The organism is Pseudomonas sp. C2B4, assembly GCF_013359695.1.
Classification (GTDB): domain Bacteria; phylum Pseudomonadota; class Gammaproteobacteria; order Pseudomonadales; family Pseudomonadaceae; genus Aquipseudomonas.
In genome coordinates this window covers 236123-251240 of sequence record NZ_JABFMU010000001.1, presented here as the reverse complement: position 1 = coordinate 251240, position 15118 = coordinate 236123, and the positions used below count along the sequence as shown (strand labels likewise).

The 15118-nt window shown below is 59.5% G+C and carries 16 protein-coding genes and 1 pseudogene; 10 read left to right on the top strand and 7 right to left on the bottom strand.

All coding sequences use genetic code 11. The annotated features are described in order from the left end of the window. Positions 1-71: 71 nt before the first annotated feature. Positions 72-1565, bottom strand: a complete 1494-nt coding sequence (locus tag HNQ83_RS01195) for an aldehyde dehydrogenase (RefSeq protein ID WP_175387285.1) — start codon at positions 1563-1565, stop codon at positions 72-74. A 234-nt stretch (positions 1566-1799) separates the two neighbouring features. Here HNQ83_RS01195 and HNQ83_RS01190 point away from each other — a divergent pair, with 234 nt between their 5' ends. Beyond that, the gene (locus tag HNQ83_RS01190; RefSeq protein WP_137807179.1) at positions 1800-2162 is read left to right on the top strand and encodes a cupin domain-containing protein; all 363 of its coding nucleotides are present in this window, start codon (positions 1800-1802) and stop codon (positions 2160-2162) included. Between the two features lie 188 nt (positions 2163-2350). On the opposite strand, the gene rpmG is transcribed toward HNQ83_RS01190, so the two are convergent. Both rpmG and rpmB read right to left on the bottom strand, forming a co-directional pair. Next, complete coding sequence (rpmG, locus tag HNQ83_RS01185; RefSeq protein WP_003177274.1) at positions 2351-2506, bottom strand: 50S ribosomal protein L33; 156 nt, start codon at positions 2504-2506, stop codon at positions 2351-2353. An 11-nt stretch (positions 2507-2517) separates the two neighbouring features. Next, positions 2518-2751, bottom strand: a complete 234-nt coding sequence (rpmB, locus tag HNQ83_RS01180) for a 50S ribosomal protein L28 (RefSeq protein WP_003177273.1) — start codon at positions 2749-2751, stop codon at positions 2518-2520. A gap of 445 nt (positions 2752-3196) precedes the next feature. On the opposite strand from rpmB, the gene HNQ83_RS01175 reads away from it, so the two are divergent. Beyond that, on the top strand, positions 3197-4783 hold the full coding sequence (locus tag HNQ83_RS01175) for an ABC transporter substrate-binding protein (protein ID WP_175387284.1): 1587 nt from the start codon (positions 3197-3199) through the stop codon (positions 4781-4783). A gap of 129 nt (positions 4784-4912) precedes the next feature. Here HNQ83_RS01175 and radC read toward each other — a convergent pair whose 3' ends face one another. Further along, positions 4913-5587: a DNA repair protein RadC gene (gene radC / locus HNQ83_RS01170; protein ID WP_175387283.1), complete on the bottom strand. Its 675-nt coding sequence runs from the start codon at positions 5585-5587 to the stop codon at positions 4913-4915. Between the two features lie 135 nt (positions 5588-5722). Here radC and coaBC point away from each other — a divergent pair, with 135 nt between their 5' ends. The 4 genes and pseudogenes from coaBC to argB all read left to right on the top strand — a co-directional run bounded on the left by coaBC (position 5723) and on the right by argB (position 9887). After that, positions 5723-6931 carry a bifunctional phosphopantothenoylcysteine decarboxylase/phosphopantothenate--cysteine ligase CoaBC gene (gene coaBC, locus HNQ83_RS01165; RefSeq protein ID WP_137807176.1) on the top strand — a complete coding sequence of 403 codons (1209 nt, stop codon included), beginning with the start codon at positions 5723-5725 and terminating at the stop codon, positions 6929-6931. A 5-nt stretch (positions 6932-6936) separates the two neighbouring features. Then, positions 6937-7392 carry a dUTP diphosphatase gene (gene dut, locus HNQ83_RS01160; RefSeq protein ID WP_137807175.1) on the top strand — a complete coding sequence of 152 codons (456 nt, stop codon included), beginning with the start codon at positions 6937-6939 and terminating at the stop codon, positions 7390-7392. Between the two features lie 168 nt (positions 7393-7560). Further along, positions 7561-8964 (top strand): annotated as a pseudogene (locus HNQ83_RS01155) (phosphomannomutase/phosphoglucomutase); the annotation flags it as partial. 17 nt (positions 8965-8981) lie between these two features. After that, positions 8982-9887 carry an acetylglutamate kinase gene (gene argB, locus HNQ83_RS01150; RefSeq protein ID WP_034147720.1) on the top strand — a complete coding sequence of 302 codons (906 nt, stop codon included), beginning with the start codon at positions 8982-8984 and terminating at the stop codon, positions 9885-9887. Between the two features lie 184 nt (positions 9888-10071). Here argB and pyrE read toward each other — a convergent pair whose 3' ends face one another. Beyond that, positions 10072-10716 carry an orotate phosphoribosyltransferase gene (gene pyrE / locus HNQ83_RS01145; protein ID WP_011336558.1) on the bottom strand — a complete coding sequence of 215 codons (645 nt, stop codon included), beginning with the start codon at positions 10714-10716 and terminating at the stop codon, positions 10072-10074. Positions 10717-10798: 82 nt separating this feature from the next. Here pyrE and HNQ83_RS01140 point away from each other — a divergent pair, with 82 nt between their 5' ends. Further along, on the top strand, positions 10799-11578 hold the full coding sequence (locus tag HNQ83_RS01140; protein WP_053163881.1) for an exodeoxyribonuclease III: 780 nt from the start codon (positions 10799-10801) through the stop codon (positions 11576-11578). Positions 11579-11746: 168 nt separating this feature from the next. On the opposite strand, the gene HNQ83_RS01135 is transcribed toward HNQ83_RS01140, so the two are convergent. Then, the gene (locus HNQ83_RS01135) at positions 11747-12115 is read right to left on the bottom strand and encodes a DUF4870 domain-containing protein (protein WP_175387281.1); all 369 of its coding nucleotides are present in this window, start codon (positions 12113-12115) and stop codon (positions 11747-11749) included. A 28-nt stretch (positions 12116-12143) separates the two neighbouring features. Next, on the bottom strand, positions 12144-12866 hold the full coding sequence (rph, locus tag HNQ83_RS01130; protein ID WP_003229494.1) for a ribonuclease PH: 723 nt from the start codon (positions 12864-12866) through the stop codon (positions 12144-12146). 267 nt (positions 12867-13133) lie between these two features. Between rph and HNQ83_RS01125 the strand changes: the two genes are divergently transcribed. The 3 genes from HNQ83_RS01125 (at position 13134) to rpoZ (ending at position 15061) form a co-directional block, all read left to right on the top strand. Next, positions 13134-13997, top strand: a complete 864-nt coding sequence (locus HNQ83_RS01125) for a YicC/YloC family endoribonuclease (RefSeq protein WP_175387280.1) — start codon at positions 13134-13136, stop codon at positions 13995-13997. A 12-nt stretch (positions 13998-14009) separates the two neighbouring features. After that, the gene (gene gmk / locus HNQ83_RS01120) at positions 14010-14630 is read left to right on the top strand and encodes a guanylate kinase (protein ID WP_175387279.1); all 621 of its coding nucleotides are present in this window, start codon (positions 14010-14012) and stop codon (positions 14628-14630) included. A gap of 167 nt (positions 14631-14797) precedes the next feature. Continuing rightward, positions 14798-15061, top strand: coding sequence for a DNA-directed RNA polymerase subunit omega (gene rpoZ / locus HNQ83_RS01115; protein ID WP_007921129.1), 264 nt, complete (start codon positions 14798-14800; stop codon positions 15059-15061). Positions 15062-15118: the final 57 nt, after the last annotated feature.

The following is a 15118-nucleotide window of genomic DNA, read 5'->3' as shown; positions in this document are numbered from 1 at the left end:
AAAGGCTCGCTCCCACAGGGGATCTGCGTCGTTCGGGATGCCTGCCTTTACAGCAGGCTCCCGTTAACGGCTTACAACTTGATCCAGGTCGCCTTCAGCTCGGTGTACTTGTCGAACGCGTGCAGCGACTTGTCGCGACCGTTGCCGGACTGCTTGAAGCCCCCGAACGGTGCCGTCATGTCGCCGCCGTCGTACTGGTTGACCCAGACGCTACCGGCACGCAGAGCCTTGGCCGTCAGGTGAGCCTTGGAGATATCAGTCGTCCACACCGCTGCCGCCAGGCCATACGGCGTGTCGTTGGCAATGGCGACGGCCTCTTCGGCAGTGTCGAAGGTGATGACCGACAACACCGGCCCGAAGATTTCCTCCTGGGCGATTTTCATCGCATTGCTCACACCGTCGAAAATCGTCGGCTCAACGTAGGTGCCACCGGTTTCCTGAAGCGTACGCTTGCCACCGGCCACCAGTTTGGCGCCGTCGTTGTGACCGGATTCGATATAAGACAGCACGGTGTTCATCTGCTGGGTATCCACCAGCGCGCCGACGTTGGTCGCCGGATCCAGCGGGTTGCCCGGCTTCCAGGCCTTCAGCGCCTCGATCACCAGCGGCAGGAATTTATCCTTGATGGAGCGCTCCACCAGCAAGCGCGAGCCAGCGGTGCAGACTTCGCCCTGGTTGAACGCGATGGCGCCGGCAGCGGCTTCAGCAGCAGCCTGCAGGTCCGGTGCATCGGCAAACACGATGTTCGGGCTCTTGCCGCCCGCTTCGAGCCAAACGCGCTTCATGTTCGACTCGCCGGAGTAAATCAGCAGTTGCTTGGCGATCTTGGTCGAACCCGTAAACACCAGGGTGTCGACGTCGTTATGCAGGGCCAGGGCCTTGCCGACAGTGTGGCCATAACCTGGCAGCACGTTCAGCACGCCTTTCGGAATGCCGGCTTCGACGGCCAGTGCGGCGATACGGATGGCGGTCAGTGGAGATTTTTCCGACGGCTTGAGGATCACCGAGTTACCGGTGGACAGCGCAGGACCGAGTTTCCAGCAGGCCATCATCAACGGGAAGTTCCACGGCACGATGGCAGCGACCACACCGACCGGCTCGCGAGTCACCAGACCCAGCTGATCGTGCGGGGTGGCGGCGACTTCGTCGTAGATCTTGTCGATGGCCTCGCCGCTCCAGCTCAGGGCTTGCGCCGCGCCGGGAACGTCGATGTCCAGGGAGTCGGTGATGGGCTTGCCCATGTCCAGGGTTTCAAGTAGTGCCAGCTCTTGGGCGTGCTGTTTCAGCAGGCCGGCGAAGCGGATCATGGCGGATTTGCGTTTGGTCGGTGCCAGACGCGACCACACGCCGGAATTGAAGGTGGCGCGAGCGTTTTCCACGGCGCGCTGGGCGTCGGCGGCGTCACAGCTGGCAATCTTGCCCAGCAGACGACCATCGACCGGGCTGATGCACTCGAAAGTCTCGCCGGAGACGGCATCGGTGTACTCGCCATTGAGGTAAGCGCGGCCTTCAATCTTCAGGTCGCGAGCCTTTTGTTCCCAGTCGGCACGAGTCAGGGTGGTCATTCGAGTGTCCTCCTCTTATTGAATACGACGCCCGCGCATTTCGCGGACGCTGTCAGGAATTCTGCCCGGCCAGCCTGAAATTCGGCCCAGGGCAACCGCCACCCTAAACCAGCGGCAGGGGAAGTTTCAATATATTTGACATAACGCCGGCAAACGGCCTTGCGATGTTCATTTTAATAAACATAGACTTTGGAATATCAACCACTCGCACCGCAATGACGGGGGAATACAACAATGAGCATCCAGAACATCGTCGACTTCAGCCAGGCTACCACTGCTGCCGAACGCTATCGCCCAGACCCGGCCAAAGTGCTGAAAGGCGACCCTGAGCAAGCAGTATTCAACCACTACAACAGCCCTTGCGGGCAGTTGAACGCCGGCGTGTGGGAAGGGGCTGTCGGCCAATGGACGGTGAACTTCACGGAGCACGAATACTGCGAAATCGTGCAGGGTGTTTCCGTGCTGCGCGACCTCGATGGCAATGCCAAGACGCTGCGGGTGGGTGATCGCTTCGTGATCCCGGCGGGCTTTCGTGGCACCTGGGAAGTGCTGGAGCCTTGCCGCAAGATCTATGTGGCGTTTGAGCAGAAGGCCTGAAGTTTGCGCTGAATCGGACGACCTCATCGCGGGCAAGCCCACTCCCACAGTGGATCAGTGTGAACACGGACATTGTGGGAGCGAGCCTGCTCGCGAAGGGGACCTGACAGGCAATACATAACCATCAGACAACAAAAAAGGCCCGTATCTCGCGATACGGGCCTTTTTCGTAAGTCGGGAAAAATCAATTACTTGATTTTGCCTTCCTTGTAGATCACGTGCTTGCGAACAACCGGATCATATTTCTTGATCTCGATTTTGTCCGGAGTAGTGCGCTTGTTCTTGTCGGTAGTGTAGAAGTGACCAGTACCGGCGCTCGAAATCAAACGAATCAATTCACGCATGATTAGCTCCCTTAAACCTTGCCATCGCGACGAAGTTCGGCCAGCACGACACTGATGCCACGCTTGTCGATGATGCGCATGCCTTTGGCAGATACGCGCAGACGCACAAAACGTTTCTCTTCTTCAACCCAGAAGCGGTGATGCTGCAGGTTCGGCAGGAAACGACGACGGGTTTTGTTGTTTGCGTGGGAAATGTTATTCCCAGTCACCGGACCCTTACCGGTAACTTGACATACTCTAGACATGCCTCAGCCCTCTAAAACCACATGCCCAACCCGGCATGGGTTGGCCGCTTAATCTCTAGTCATTGTGGCGCCAGGCGCCGCGATTCTTTAGAGGTCTTACCGGCTACACCTACAGTGAAGGAACCGGGCCCCTAGAAAAGAGCGCTGCTTTATACCAGAAAGACTGGAGAGCAACAACATTCGCTGTGCCTTGAATGGAGAAAAACCCGGTTTTTCGCCCTTCAAGCGCTTTGGATAAAGGCTGTGGGCGATTGCGACCGCTCGTCGTGAGAATTTGCTCGACGCCACTCCCCCGACGTTTTTTCGCCCGGGCACAGCAAAATCAGGCGCCTATAGTCCCCTCAAAATGCAAAAGGGGATAGTCATTTGCCAAGGAGCCCACTAGGGTAAGCCTTTTCCAGACTGCACTTGCAGATGGGCCTTCGATCTGTAAAGGAATCCGACCATGCGCCTCGCTGCCCTACCGCTGTTGCTCGCCCCTCTTTTGCTGAGCCCCCTGGCCCAGGCGGCCGCCCTGAGTGTCTGCACCGAGGCCAGTCCCGAAGGGTTCGACGTGGTGCAATACAATTCGCTGACCACCACCAACGCCTCGGCCGATGTGCTGATGAACCGTCTGGTGGACTTCGACACAGCCAGCGGTAAAGTGGTCGCCAGCCTCGCCGACAGCTGGGAGGTCAGCCCCGATGGCCTGATTTATGTCTTCAAGTTGCACCCTCAGGTGAAATTCCACCGCACCGAGTACTTCAGCCCGACGCGCGAATTGACCGCCGAGGATGTGAAATTCAGCTTCGACCGCATGCTCGACCCGGCCAATCCGTGGCACCAGGTGGCCCAGAGCGGCTTCCCGCATGCACAATCGATGCAATTGCCGGCGCTCATCAAGAAGATCGACGCTCTTGACCCGTTGACCGTCCGCTTCACCCTTGATCACGCAGACTCGACCTTCCTGGCCACCCTGAGCATGGGCTTTGCCTCGATCTATTCGGCCGAGTACGCCGACAAACTGTTGAAAGCCGGTGCGACGGACAAACTCAACAGCCAGCCAATCGGCACTGGCCCGTTTGTTTTCACGCGTTTCCAGAAGGACGCCTCGGTTCGCTACAAAGCCAACCCGGACTACTTCGGCGGCAAACCCTCGGTGGATCCGTTGATCTTCGCCATCACCCCGGATGCCAACGTGCGCTTGCAGAAGCTGCGTCGTAACGAATGCCAGATCGCCCTGTCGCCAAAACCTTTGGACGTGCAGGCAGCGCTGAAAGAGCCCACCCTGAAAGTGGAAAAGACTGACGCGTTCATGACCGCATTCGTCGGCATCAACAGCCAGCATCCGCCGCTGGACAAGCCCGAAGTGCGTCAGGCGATCAACCTCGCTTTCGACAAGGCCAATTACGTCAAAGCCGTGTTCGAAGACACCGCCGAGCCCGCCAATGGCCCCTACCCGCCCAATACCTGGAGTTACGCCAAAAATCTGCCGGGCTATTCCCATGACGTGGAGAAAGCCAAGGCGCTGATGGCCAAGGCCGGGCTCAAGGACGGGTTCCAGACCACCATCTGGACTCGCCCCTCGGGCAGCCTGCTGAACCCGAACCCAAGCCTTGGCGCCCAGTTGCTGCAATCCGACCTCGCTGAAATCGGCATCCAGGCTGAAATTCGGGTGATCGAATGGGGCGAACTGATTCGTCGCGCCAAAGCGGGTGAACATGACCTGCTGTTCATGGGCTGGGCCGGTGACAACGGTGACCCGGACAACTTCCTCACGCCGCAGTTTTCCTGCGCCGCGGTCAAGTCCGGTACCAATTTCGCCCGCTACTGCAACCAGGATCTGGACAAGCTGATCAGCGCCGGCAAGACCACGGGCGAGCAAGGTGTGCGCACCAAACTCTACGAACAGGCCCAGACGCAGATCCAGCAGCAGGCACTGTGGCTGCCGCTGGCTCATCCGACCGCCTTCGCCCTGACACGCAAGGATGTCGAGGGTTATTCGGTCAGCCCGTTCGGGCGGCAGGATTACTCGAAAGTGAATATCAAGTAATAGCTTCGCCACAAAACCTGTGGGAGCGAGCCTGCTCGCGAAAGCTGTCTGTCAGTGAACTTGATATTGACTGACACGACGCCTTCGCGAGCAGGCGCGCTCCCACAGAGACCTGCTTAGCGTCCCACCTCACATCCATCCATACTCCGCCATCGACAGCGGATCACCGTCACCGATGATGAAATGATCAAGCACCCGCACATCGATCAGGTCCAGGGCCTCTTTCAGTCGCTTGGTCAATTTTCGATCAGCCTGACTGGGGGTGGAATTGCCCGACGGGTGGTTGTGACACAAGATTAACGCGGCGGCGTTATGGGCCAGAGCACGCTTGACCACTTGCCTGGGGTAGACGCTGGTGCTGTCGATAGACCCGCGAAACAGCGATTCAAAGGCCAATGCCCGGTGCTTCGAATCCAGAAACAGGCAACCGAACACCTCATGTGGTTCGTGACGCAGCATCGACTTCAAGTAGTCGCGCACAGCCACGGGGTTCTCCAGCACCGACTTGTGTCGCAGGCGCTCAGCCAGATGGCGTCGCCCCATTTCCAGCACAGCCTGTAGCTGTGCAAACTTTGCGGGGCCGAGCCCGAGCTCACCACTGAAGGTCCGCAAATCCGCCTCCAGCAGATTGCGCAGACTGCCAAATCGACTCAGCAGATGCCGCGCCAGGTCTACCGCGCTTTTGCCGGACACGCCGGTTCGTAAGAAAATTGCCAGCAATTCGGCATCCGAGAGGCTTGCCGGGCCTTGCTCAAGAAGCTTTTCCCGCGGCCGCTCCGCCGCCGGCCAATCGCGAATACTCATAGCACCTCCCTGTCTGTGGGCGCCGCTGTTCCCTAGCGGACGCTGTGATATCGTAGCCCATCTTTTTTGCGGGCGAATTCACCCTGGGGAGGGGGTTTCGCTACGTTTGTCACCAACGAATTGAAAGGCAGGCCTATGCAGCGGCTGTATCGGAAACGCATTGTTCTGGGCGTCGGCGGCGGCATTGCTGCCTACAAGAGCGCCGATCTGGTTCGCCGATTGATGGACCAGGGCGCCGAAGTGCGCGTGGTCATGACTCGCGGCGGCAGCGAATTCATCACGCCACTGACCATGCAGGCCCTGTCCGGACACCCCGTGCACCTGGACCTGCTGGACCCGGCCGCCGAAGCGGCCATGGGCCATATCGAGCTGGCCAAATGGGCTGATCTGGTGCTGATCGCACCCGCCACCGCGGACCTGATCGCCCGCTTGGCCCAAGGCATCGCCGACGATTTGCTGACCACGCTGGTGCTGGCCACCGACGCGGTGGTCGCGGTCGCCCCGGCAATGAACCAGGCCATGTGGCGCGACCCTGCGACCCAAGCCAACCTGCAAACCCTTGAAAGCCGCGACCTGAAAGTCTTCGGCCCCGCTTCCGGCAGCCAGGCCTGTGGCGATGTCGGCCTGGGCCGCATGCTCGAAGCCACCGACCTGGCCCAGCTCGCCGCGGATTGCTTCAAGCGTCAGGCGCTGACCGGCAAACATGTGTTGATCACCGCCGGCCCGACCCAGGAAAACATCGACCCGGTGCGCTACATCACCAACCACAGCTCCGGAAAAATGGGCTTCGCCCTGGCTGAAGCCGCAGTGGAAGCCGGTGCCCGCGTGACCCTGATCACTGGCCCGGTGCACCTGCCAACCCCGGATCGCGTGACACGGATCGACGTAGTCAGCGCCCGTGACATGCTCGCCGCCTGCGAAGCCGCGATCCCTTGCGACCTGTTCATCGCCTCCGCAGCGGTCGCGGATTACCGCCCGGAAGTCGTCGCACCACAGAAACTCAAGAAAGACCCTACGAACGGCGACGGCTTGTTGCTACAGATGGTGCGCAACCCGGACATTCTGGCCAGCATCGCCACCCGCCCCGACCGTCCGTTCAGCGTCGGCTTCGCCGCTGAAACCGAGCACCTGCTCGACTACGCTGCCCGCAAGTTGAAAGACAAGAATCTCGATTTGATCGTCGCCAACGACGTCGCCAACCCGAGCATTGGCTTCAACAGTGAAGAGAACGCCTGCAGCGTGATCGATCGCGACCTTCACGCCACACTTTTCGCCCAGACCAGCAAGAGCAAAATTGCTCGCCAGCTGATCACCTTTATCGCTGAACGACTGAACCAGGTTTAATTTACATGCACGCTTTGCAAGCCAAGATCCTCGACCCTCGCATCGGTACCGAATTCCCGCTGCCTCAATACGCCACCCCAGGCTCCGCTGGCCTCGACCTGCGCGCCATGCTGGAAAAAGACATCGTGATCAAACCGGGCGAGACCGTGCTGATCCCCACCGGCCTGTCGGTCTATATCGGTGACCCGAATCTCGCAGCGCTGATCCTGCCTCGCTCTGGCCTGGGCCATAAGCACGGCATCGTACTGGGTAACCTGGTCGGCTTGATCGACTCCGACTACCAGGGCCCGTTGATGGTCTCGTGCTGGAACCGTGGCCAGACCGACTTCACCATGGTCGTTGGCGAGCGCCTGGCGCAGTTGGTGTTGGTGCCGGTGGTCCAGGCACATTTCGAGATGGTCGAAGAGTTCGTCGAGACCCAGCGCGGTACCGGCGGCTTCGGTCACTCTGGCAGCCATTGATCCGACAGGCTCCTTCAACACAAAATTTGTGCTGATTTCCGCACCGTGCTGGTGGCATGGCCTTTTCGCACCACGAACTCTCTGTGAAAAACGCCGTCATACCTTCAGTTTGAGCCTGCCGGCGAATGATTCGACGGCAGGTCCAGCCACTTTCAAGATGGAGCATTTCCACAGATGAGCACCCCCGTCCGCGTCGCCCCCAAGTTCCCCGACAGCATCTTCCGCGCCTACGATATTCGCGGCACCGTCCCGGAATTTCTGAACGCCGAAACGGCTTATTGGCTCGGTCGCGCCATCGGTGCCCAAAGCTTGGCCCAGAATGAACCCAATGTTTCCGTCGGCCGTGACGGTCGCCTTTCCGGCCCGGAACTGGTTGAACAACTGATCCAGGGCCTGGCCGACAGCGGCTGCCACGTCAGCGATGTCGGCCTGGTGCCAACCCCTGCGCTGTACTACGCCGCCAACGTACTGGCCGGTAAATCCGGCGTGATGCTGACCGGCAGCCACAACCCGTCGAACTACAACGGCTTCAAGATCGTCATCGCTGGCGACACCCTCGCCAACGAGCAGATCCAGGCCCTGCATGACCGCCTCAAGAGCAACAACCTGAGCAGCGGCCAGGGCAGCATCACCAAGGTCGAGATCCTCGACCGCTACACCACCGAAATCGTCCAGGACATCAAGCTGGCCCGCCGCCTGAAGGTCGTCGTCGATTGCGGCAATGGCGCGGCTGGTGTGATTGCCCCGCAGCTGATCGAAGCATTGAACTGCGAAGTCATCCCGCTGTTCTGCGAGGTCGACGGTAACTTCCCGAACCACCACCCGGACCCGGGCAAACTGGAAAACCTGGTAGACCTGATCGCCAAGGTCAAGGAAACCAACGCCGACATCGGCCTGGCCTTCGACGGCGATGGCGACCGCGTGGGCGTGGTCACCAACACCGGCAGCGTCGTGTTCCCGGACCGCCTGCTGATGCTGTTCGCCAAGGATGTGGTAGCACGCAACCCCGACGCGGAAATCATCTTCGACGTCAAATGCACCCGCCGCCTGATCCCGTTGATCAAGGAATACGGCGGTCGTCCGCTCATGTGGAAGACCGGTCATTCGTTGATCAAAAAGAAAATGAAACAATCCGGCGCCCTGTTGGCCGGCGAAATGAGCGGGCACATCTTCTTCAAGGAACGCTGGTTCGGTTTCGACGACGGCATTTACAGCGCCGCACGGCTGCTGGAAATCCTCAGCAAGGAAAAATCCACCGCGGAAGAGCTGTTCGCCACCTTCCCGAACGATATTTCTACGCCGGAAATCAATATCCATGTGACCGAAGAGAGCAAATTCAGCATCATTGATGCATTGCATGACGCGCAGTGGGGCGAAGGCGCTGACCTGACCACCATTGACGGCGTGCGAGTCGACTATGCCAAAGGCTGGGGCCTGGTTCGCGCCTCCAACACCACACCGGTGCTGGTACTGCGCTTCGAGGCCGATGACGAGGCTGAATTGCAGCGCATCAAGGACGTCTTCCATGTCCAGTTGAAGCGTGTTGCACCTGATCTCCAACTACCGTTCTGATTCACCCGGAGCCCTGAATGACCCTCGAACGCGAAGCCGCCGCCAACACTGCCAAGGTCCTGTCCGAAGCGCTGCCTTACATTCGCCGCTATGTCGGCAAGACACTGGTGATCAAATACGGCGGCAACGCGATGGAAAGCGAGGAGCTGAAAACCGGCTTCGCCCGCGACATCGTGCTGATGAAAGCCGTCGGCATCAACCCGGTGGTGGTTCACGGCGGCGGCCCGCAAATCGGTGATTTGCTCAAGCGCCTGTCGATCGAGAGCCACTTTGTCGATGGCATGCGCGTCACCGACGCCGCGACCATGGACGTGGTGGAGATGGTCCTCGGCGGCCAGGTCAACAAGGACATTGTCAACCTGATCAACCGTCATGGCGGCAGCGCCATTGGCCTGACCGGTAAAGACGCCGAGCTGATTCGCGCGAAGAAACTCACCGTCACCCGTCAGACCCCGGAGATGACCCAGCCGGAAATCATCGACATCGGCCACGTCGGCGAAGTGGTCGGAATCAACACCGACCTGCTGAACCTGCTGGTCAAAGGCGATTTCATCCCGGTCATCGCGCCAATCGGCGTCGGCGCCAACGGCGAGTCGTACAACATCAACGCTGACCTGGTGGCCGGTAAAGTGGCCGAGGCGCTGAAAGCCGAGAAGTTGATGCTGTTGACCAACATCGCCGGCCTGATGGACAAATCAGGCACGGTCCTCACCGGCTTGACCACCCAACAGGTCGACGACCTGATCGCCGACGGCACCATCTACGGCGGCATGCTGCCGAAGATCCGTTGTGCGCTGGAAGCGGTCCAGGGTGGCGTGGGCAGCTCGCTGATCATCGACGGCCGCGTACCGAATGCGATCCTGCTGGAAATCTTCACCGACACCGGCGTGGGCACCTTGATCAGCAATCGCAAGCGCCACTAAGCGATAGCGGATACAAAAAGACCCCGCTCAGCCTGGCTGAGCGGGGTCTTTTTTTTCACCTCGGCCTCTGTAGGAGCGAGCTTGCTCGCGATGGACGCCAGAACACTGCGGAGTGTCAGGCACCCGGCGTTATCGTTGACGTTTTTCGCGAGCAAGCTCGCTCCTACAGGGGGGGCGGTACGCGTTAAACGCCGAACTGGGCGCGATACGCTTCCACGGCCGGCAAGTGCTGCTTGAGCTGCGGATCGTCAGCCAGGAACTCCAGCACCTGGTTCAGCGAAACGATGCTGATCACCGGAATGCCGAAATCGCGCTCCACTTCCTGGATGGCCGACAACTCACCGTTGCCACGCTCCTGACGGTTCAGGGCGATCAGTACGCCAGCCGCCTTGGCGCCGTCCTGGGAAGCGATGATCTGCATCACTTCACGGATAGCGGTACCGGCAGTGATCACGTCGTCGATGATCAATACATCGCCAGTCAGCGGTGCGCCAACCAGGCTGCCGCCTTCGCCGTGGGCCTTGGCTTCCTTGCGGTTGAAACACCACGGCAAGTCACGGTTGTGATGCTCGGCCAACGCCACGGCGGTGGTCGCCGCCAAAGGGATGCCCTTGTAGGCCGGACCGAACAGAACATCGAAGGGAATGCCGCTTTCGGCAATGGCTGCGGCGTAGAAACGACCCAGCTGCGCCAGGGCCGAACCCGAATTGAACAGGCCCGCATTGAAGAAGTAAGGACTGGTGCGCCCGGACTTCAGGGTGAACTCACCGAAGCGCAAAACGCCGCGATCGATGGCAAAACGAATGAAATCGCGCTGATACGCTTGCATGAAAAAAACCCCAAATACCACGGATTTAGCTAATTAGCTTGACGCCGTGTATCATACACGCACGCGATTTTTGGGGCCATTTATGCGGATCATCAGTGTGAACGTCAATGGTATTCAGGCTGCAGTCGAGCGAGGTTTGCTCAGTTGGCTGCAAGCACAGAATGCCGACGTCATCTGCCTGCAGGACACCCGTGCCTCCGCCTTTGAACTGGACGATCCAGCCTTCCAACTGGATGGATACTTCCTTTATGCCTGCGATGCCGAAGTCCCCGCCCAAGGTGGCGTGGCTTTGTATTCGCGGTTGCAACCGAAGGCTGTCATCAGCGGTCTCGGTTTCGAGACGGCCGACCGCTACGGGCGCTACCTGCAAGCCGATTTCGACAAAGTCAGTATTGCAACGTTGCTGCTGCCTTCGGGTATGAACGGCGATGAGGACTTGAATCAGAAGTTCAAGCTCATGGACGACTTCGCCAAGTACCTGGACAAGCAACGGCGCAAACGCCGCGAGTACATTTATTGTGGCTCGCTGTACGTGGCGCAACAGAAGCTGGACATCAAGAACTGGCGCGATAGCCAGCAATCCCCGGGCTTCCTGGCGCCTGAGCGCGCCTGGATGGACGAGATTGTCGGCAACATGGGTTATGTCGATGCCCTGCGCGAAGTCAGCCGCGAAGGCGACCAGTACAGCTGGTGGCCGGATAACGAACAGGCCGAGATGCTCAACCTCGGCTGGCGCTTCGACTATCAGCTGCTGACCCCGGGCCTGCGCCGCTTCGTGCGTAGCGCACGCCTGCCACGTCAGCCACGGTTCTCGCAGCACGCGCCGCTGATCGTGGACTACGACTGGACGCTGACCATCTAAGCGTCAGATGCAAAAAAGCCGACAGCGATGTCGGCTTTTTTGTGGGTAATGATTTTTCAATGTGGGAGCGAGCCTGCTCGCGAAAGCGGTCTATCCGTCACATCAGTGTTGACTGTGACGGCCTCTTCGCGAGCAGGCTCGCTCCCACAAAGGGATCTTCGCTGATCGTTATTTGATCAATCGCCAGGTGAACGGATACCGATAGGGAAACCCCTCATTGGCTTTCACGCCAGCAATGATGGTCAACACCAGCGCGCCAATGGCAATCAGCCCAAACAGGAAGAACCCGATAATCACCACCATCAGCAGGAAGCTGATGGCGGAAGCGATAGCCACGGTAATCTGAAAATTCAGCGCTTCCTTGCCCTGGGCATCGATGAACGGGTCCATCTCGCGCTTCATCTGCCACAGAATCAACGGGCCGATCAGCGTGCCGAACGGAATCCAGATCCCCAGCAAGGCGGACAAGTGACAAAACATTGCCCACTGCCGAACCTCTTTGCTCGGGGTGGGAAGCAGTTGTTGCTCGTCACTCATGGCGTCCTCCTTGCCTGCGGTATTCCAATCAGTCAGCCAGTGCAGCCTTTTGCAGTTCGAAAATTTCGTTCATGCCTTTCTTCGCCAGTTCCAGCATGGCGTTCAGTTCTTCAGGCTGGAACGGCGCGCCTTCTGCGGTGCCCTGGACTTCGATGAAGCCACCGGTGCTGGTCATCACCACGTTCAGGTCGGTCTCGGCAGCCGAGTCTTCCAGGTAGTCCAGGTCGAGCACAGGCTCACCCTGGTACATGCCGACCGAAACGGCACCGATCATTTGCTTGAGCGGGTCGCCGCCTTTCAGGCCGCCACGCTTCTTGATCACCTTCAAGGCATCGACCAATGCAACCATGGCACCGGTGATGGACGCGGTACGGGTACCGCCGTCGGCCTGGATCACGTCGCAGTCGACGTACAGGGTGACATCACCCAGCTTGGACATATCCAGCGCGGCACGCAGGGAGCGGCCGATCAGACGCTGGATTTCCAGGGTACGACCACCTTGCTTGCCGCGGCTCGCTTCACGCTGGTTACGCTCGCCGGTGGCGCGCGGCAGCATGCCGTATTCGGCGGTCAACCAACCCTGGCCTTGACCCTTGAGGAAACGCGGCACGCCGTTTTCGACGCTGACGGTGCAGATGACTTTGGTATCACCAAACTCGACCAGTACGGATCCCTCGGCGTGTTTGGTGTAGTTGCGGGTAATGCGGATCGAGCGGAGCTGATCGGCAGCGCGACCACTTGGACGTTTCATAAGGGATACCTGTACGGGGACGGAAAACTGCGGAGCATTATAGAGCTGCCAGCCACGCCTGGGCACTTCTAAAAAAATCCTCCGACGACCGAAGGCTCTGAACAGCCCGTCGCCGACGGCCTGCAGCCCTTTGTCACACCCTGTGTTTGGGCGCATCCGCGCCACTGCGCTACAATCCTGCGCCTTTGCTGCCAGTCGGCTTTAATTCATTGATATCGGATTGCCGGAACTTCAGTTCCGGGCCGATCCGCATTGCGAGGTACCTCCATGGTGCACAGCATGACCGCCTTCGCCCGCGTCGAGAAAGCCGGCGTCCAGGGCACCCTGAGCTGGGAACTGCGCTCGGTCAACAGCCGCTACCTGGAACCCCACTTGCGCCTGCCGGAGTCCTTTCGCGATCTCGAAGGCGCCGTCCGTGAAGCGCTGCGCCAAGGCGTATCCCGGGGCAAGCTCGAATGCACCCTGCGCTTCACTGAAGAAAACACCGGCAAACCACTGCAGGTTGACCAGGACCGCGCCGCGCAATTGGTCGCCGCCGCCGAGACCATCGCCGGCCTGATCAAAAATCCGGCAGCGCTGAATCCGCTCGAAGTACTGGCCTGGCCTGGCGTGCTGGTGGGTGATGCAATCGACCCACAAGCCTTGAACGCCGAAGCGCTGGCGTTGTTCAACCAGGGCCTGAAAGAGCTCAAGGCCGGCCGCGAGCGCGAAGGCGCGGAACTGGCACGGTTGATCAACGATCGCCTGACGTCCATTGAAGAAGACGTGGTGACCCTGCGCGAACTGGTTCCGCAGATGCTCGCCACCCAGCGCCAGAAAGTGCTCGACCGCTTCGCCGACATGAAGGCCGAGATGGACCCGCAGCGTCTGGAGCAGGAAATGGTCATGCTCGCGCAAAAAAGCGACGTCGCCGAAGAACTGGATCGCTTGAGCACTCACATCATCGAAGTTCGCCGGGTGCTTAAGTCCGGTGGCGCTGCCGGGCGACGCCTGGACTTCCTGATGCAGGAGCTCAACCGCGAGGCCAACACACTGGGCTCCAAAGCCTTCGACCCGCGCAGCACACAGGCAGCGGTCAACCTCAAGGTGTTGATCGAGCAGATGCGCGAACAAGTGCAGAATATTGAGTAAGGCATACCCGACATGACCCACAGCACCGGCACCCTGTACATCATTTCCGCCCCCTCGGGCGCAGGCAAGAGCAGCCTGGTCAAGGCCCTGACCGACGCCAATCCGGAGATCCGTGTTTCAGTCTCCCACACCACCCGCGCCATGCGCCCGGGCGAAGTGGACGGCGTGAACTATCACTTCGTCGACCGCAGCGAGTTCGTGAAGATGATCGAACACGGGGATTTCCTTGAGCGCGCCGAAGTGTTCGGCAATCTCTATGGCACCTCGCAAAGCCATTTGCAGCAGACGCTGGACGAAGGCCACGACCTGATCCTGGAAATCGACTGGCAAGGCGCCGAGCAAGTACGCAAGCTGATGCCTCAGGCCCGCTCGATCTTTATTCTGCCACCGTCACTTCAGGCCTTGCACCAACGCCTGACCAACCGCGGCCAGGACAGCGACGAGATCATCGACGGCCGGATGCGCGAAGCGGTCAGCGAAATGAGCCACTATGTCGACTATGACTACCTGATCATCAACGACGATTTCGCCCACGCATTGCACGACTTGAAGGCGATTTTCCGTGCCAATCAGTTGCAGCAGAAGCGTCAGCAGCAACGCCACGGCAAATTATTGGCTGAATTGCTCGGCTGATCCGCTCTTCCCAAAACCGCTGCAAGGGCTTTACATTGGCACTTGCAGCGCGTTGAAGAGCTTGATCAAAAAATCAGCGCTTCCCTAATCGCTGGTGATTTTTTAAACTGTTGAGTCCGCTCGCCCATCCGGGCAGCGCGCATATTGCATTTGCTACGAGGAAGACCATGGCCCGCGTAACCGTTGAAGACTGCCTAGAACACGTGGATAACCGCTTTGAGCTGGTCATGCTCTCTACCAAGCGTGCCCGTCAACTGGCCACCGGCGGCAAAGAGCCGAAAGTAGCATGGGAAAACGACAAGCCTACCGTTGTCGCCCTGCGCGAAATCGCTGAAGGCCTGATCGACTACGCAGCTATCGCCGAAGCCGAAATCGTTGAAGATGAACCGCTTTTTGCTGCATTCGAGGACGAGTCCAACGAGGCCGTCTAAGCCTATGCCAGGTCGACGTAGCACGGCGCGGGATCACAGCTTTTGGCAGGAGTCATC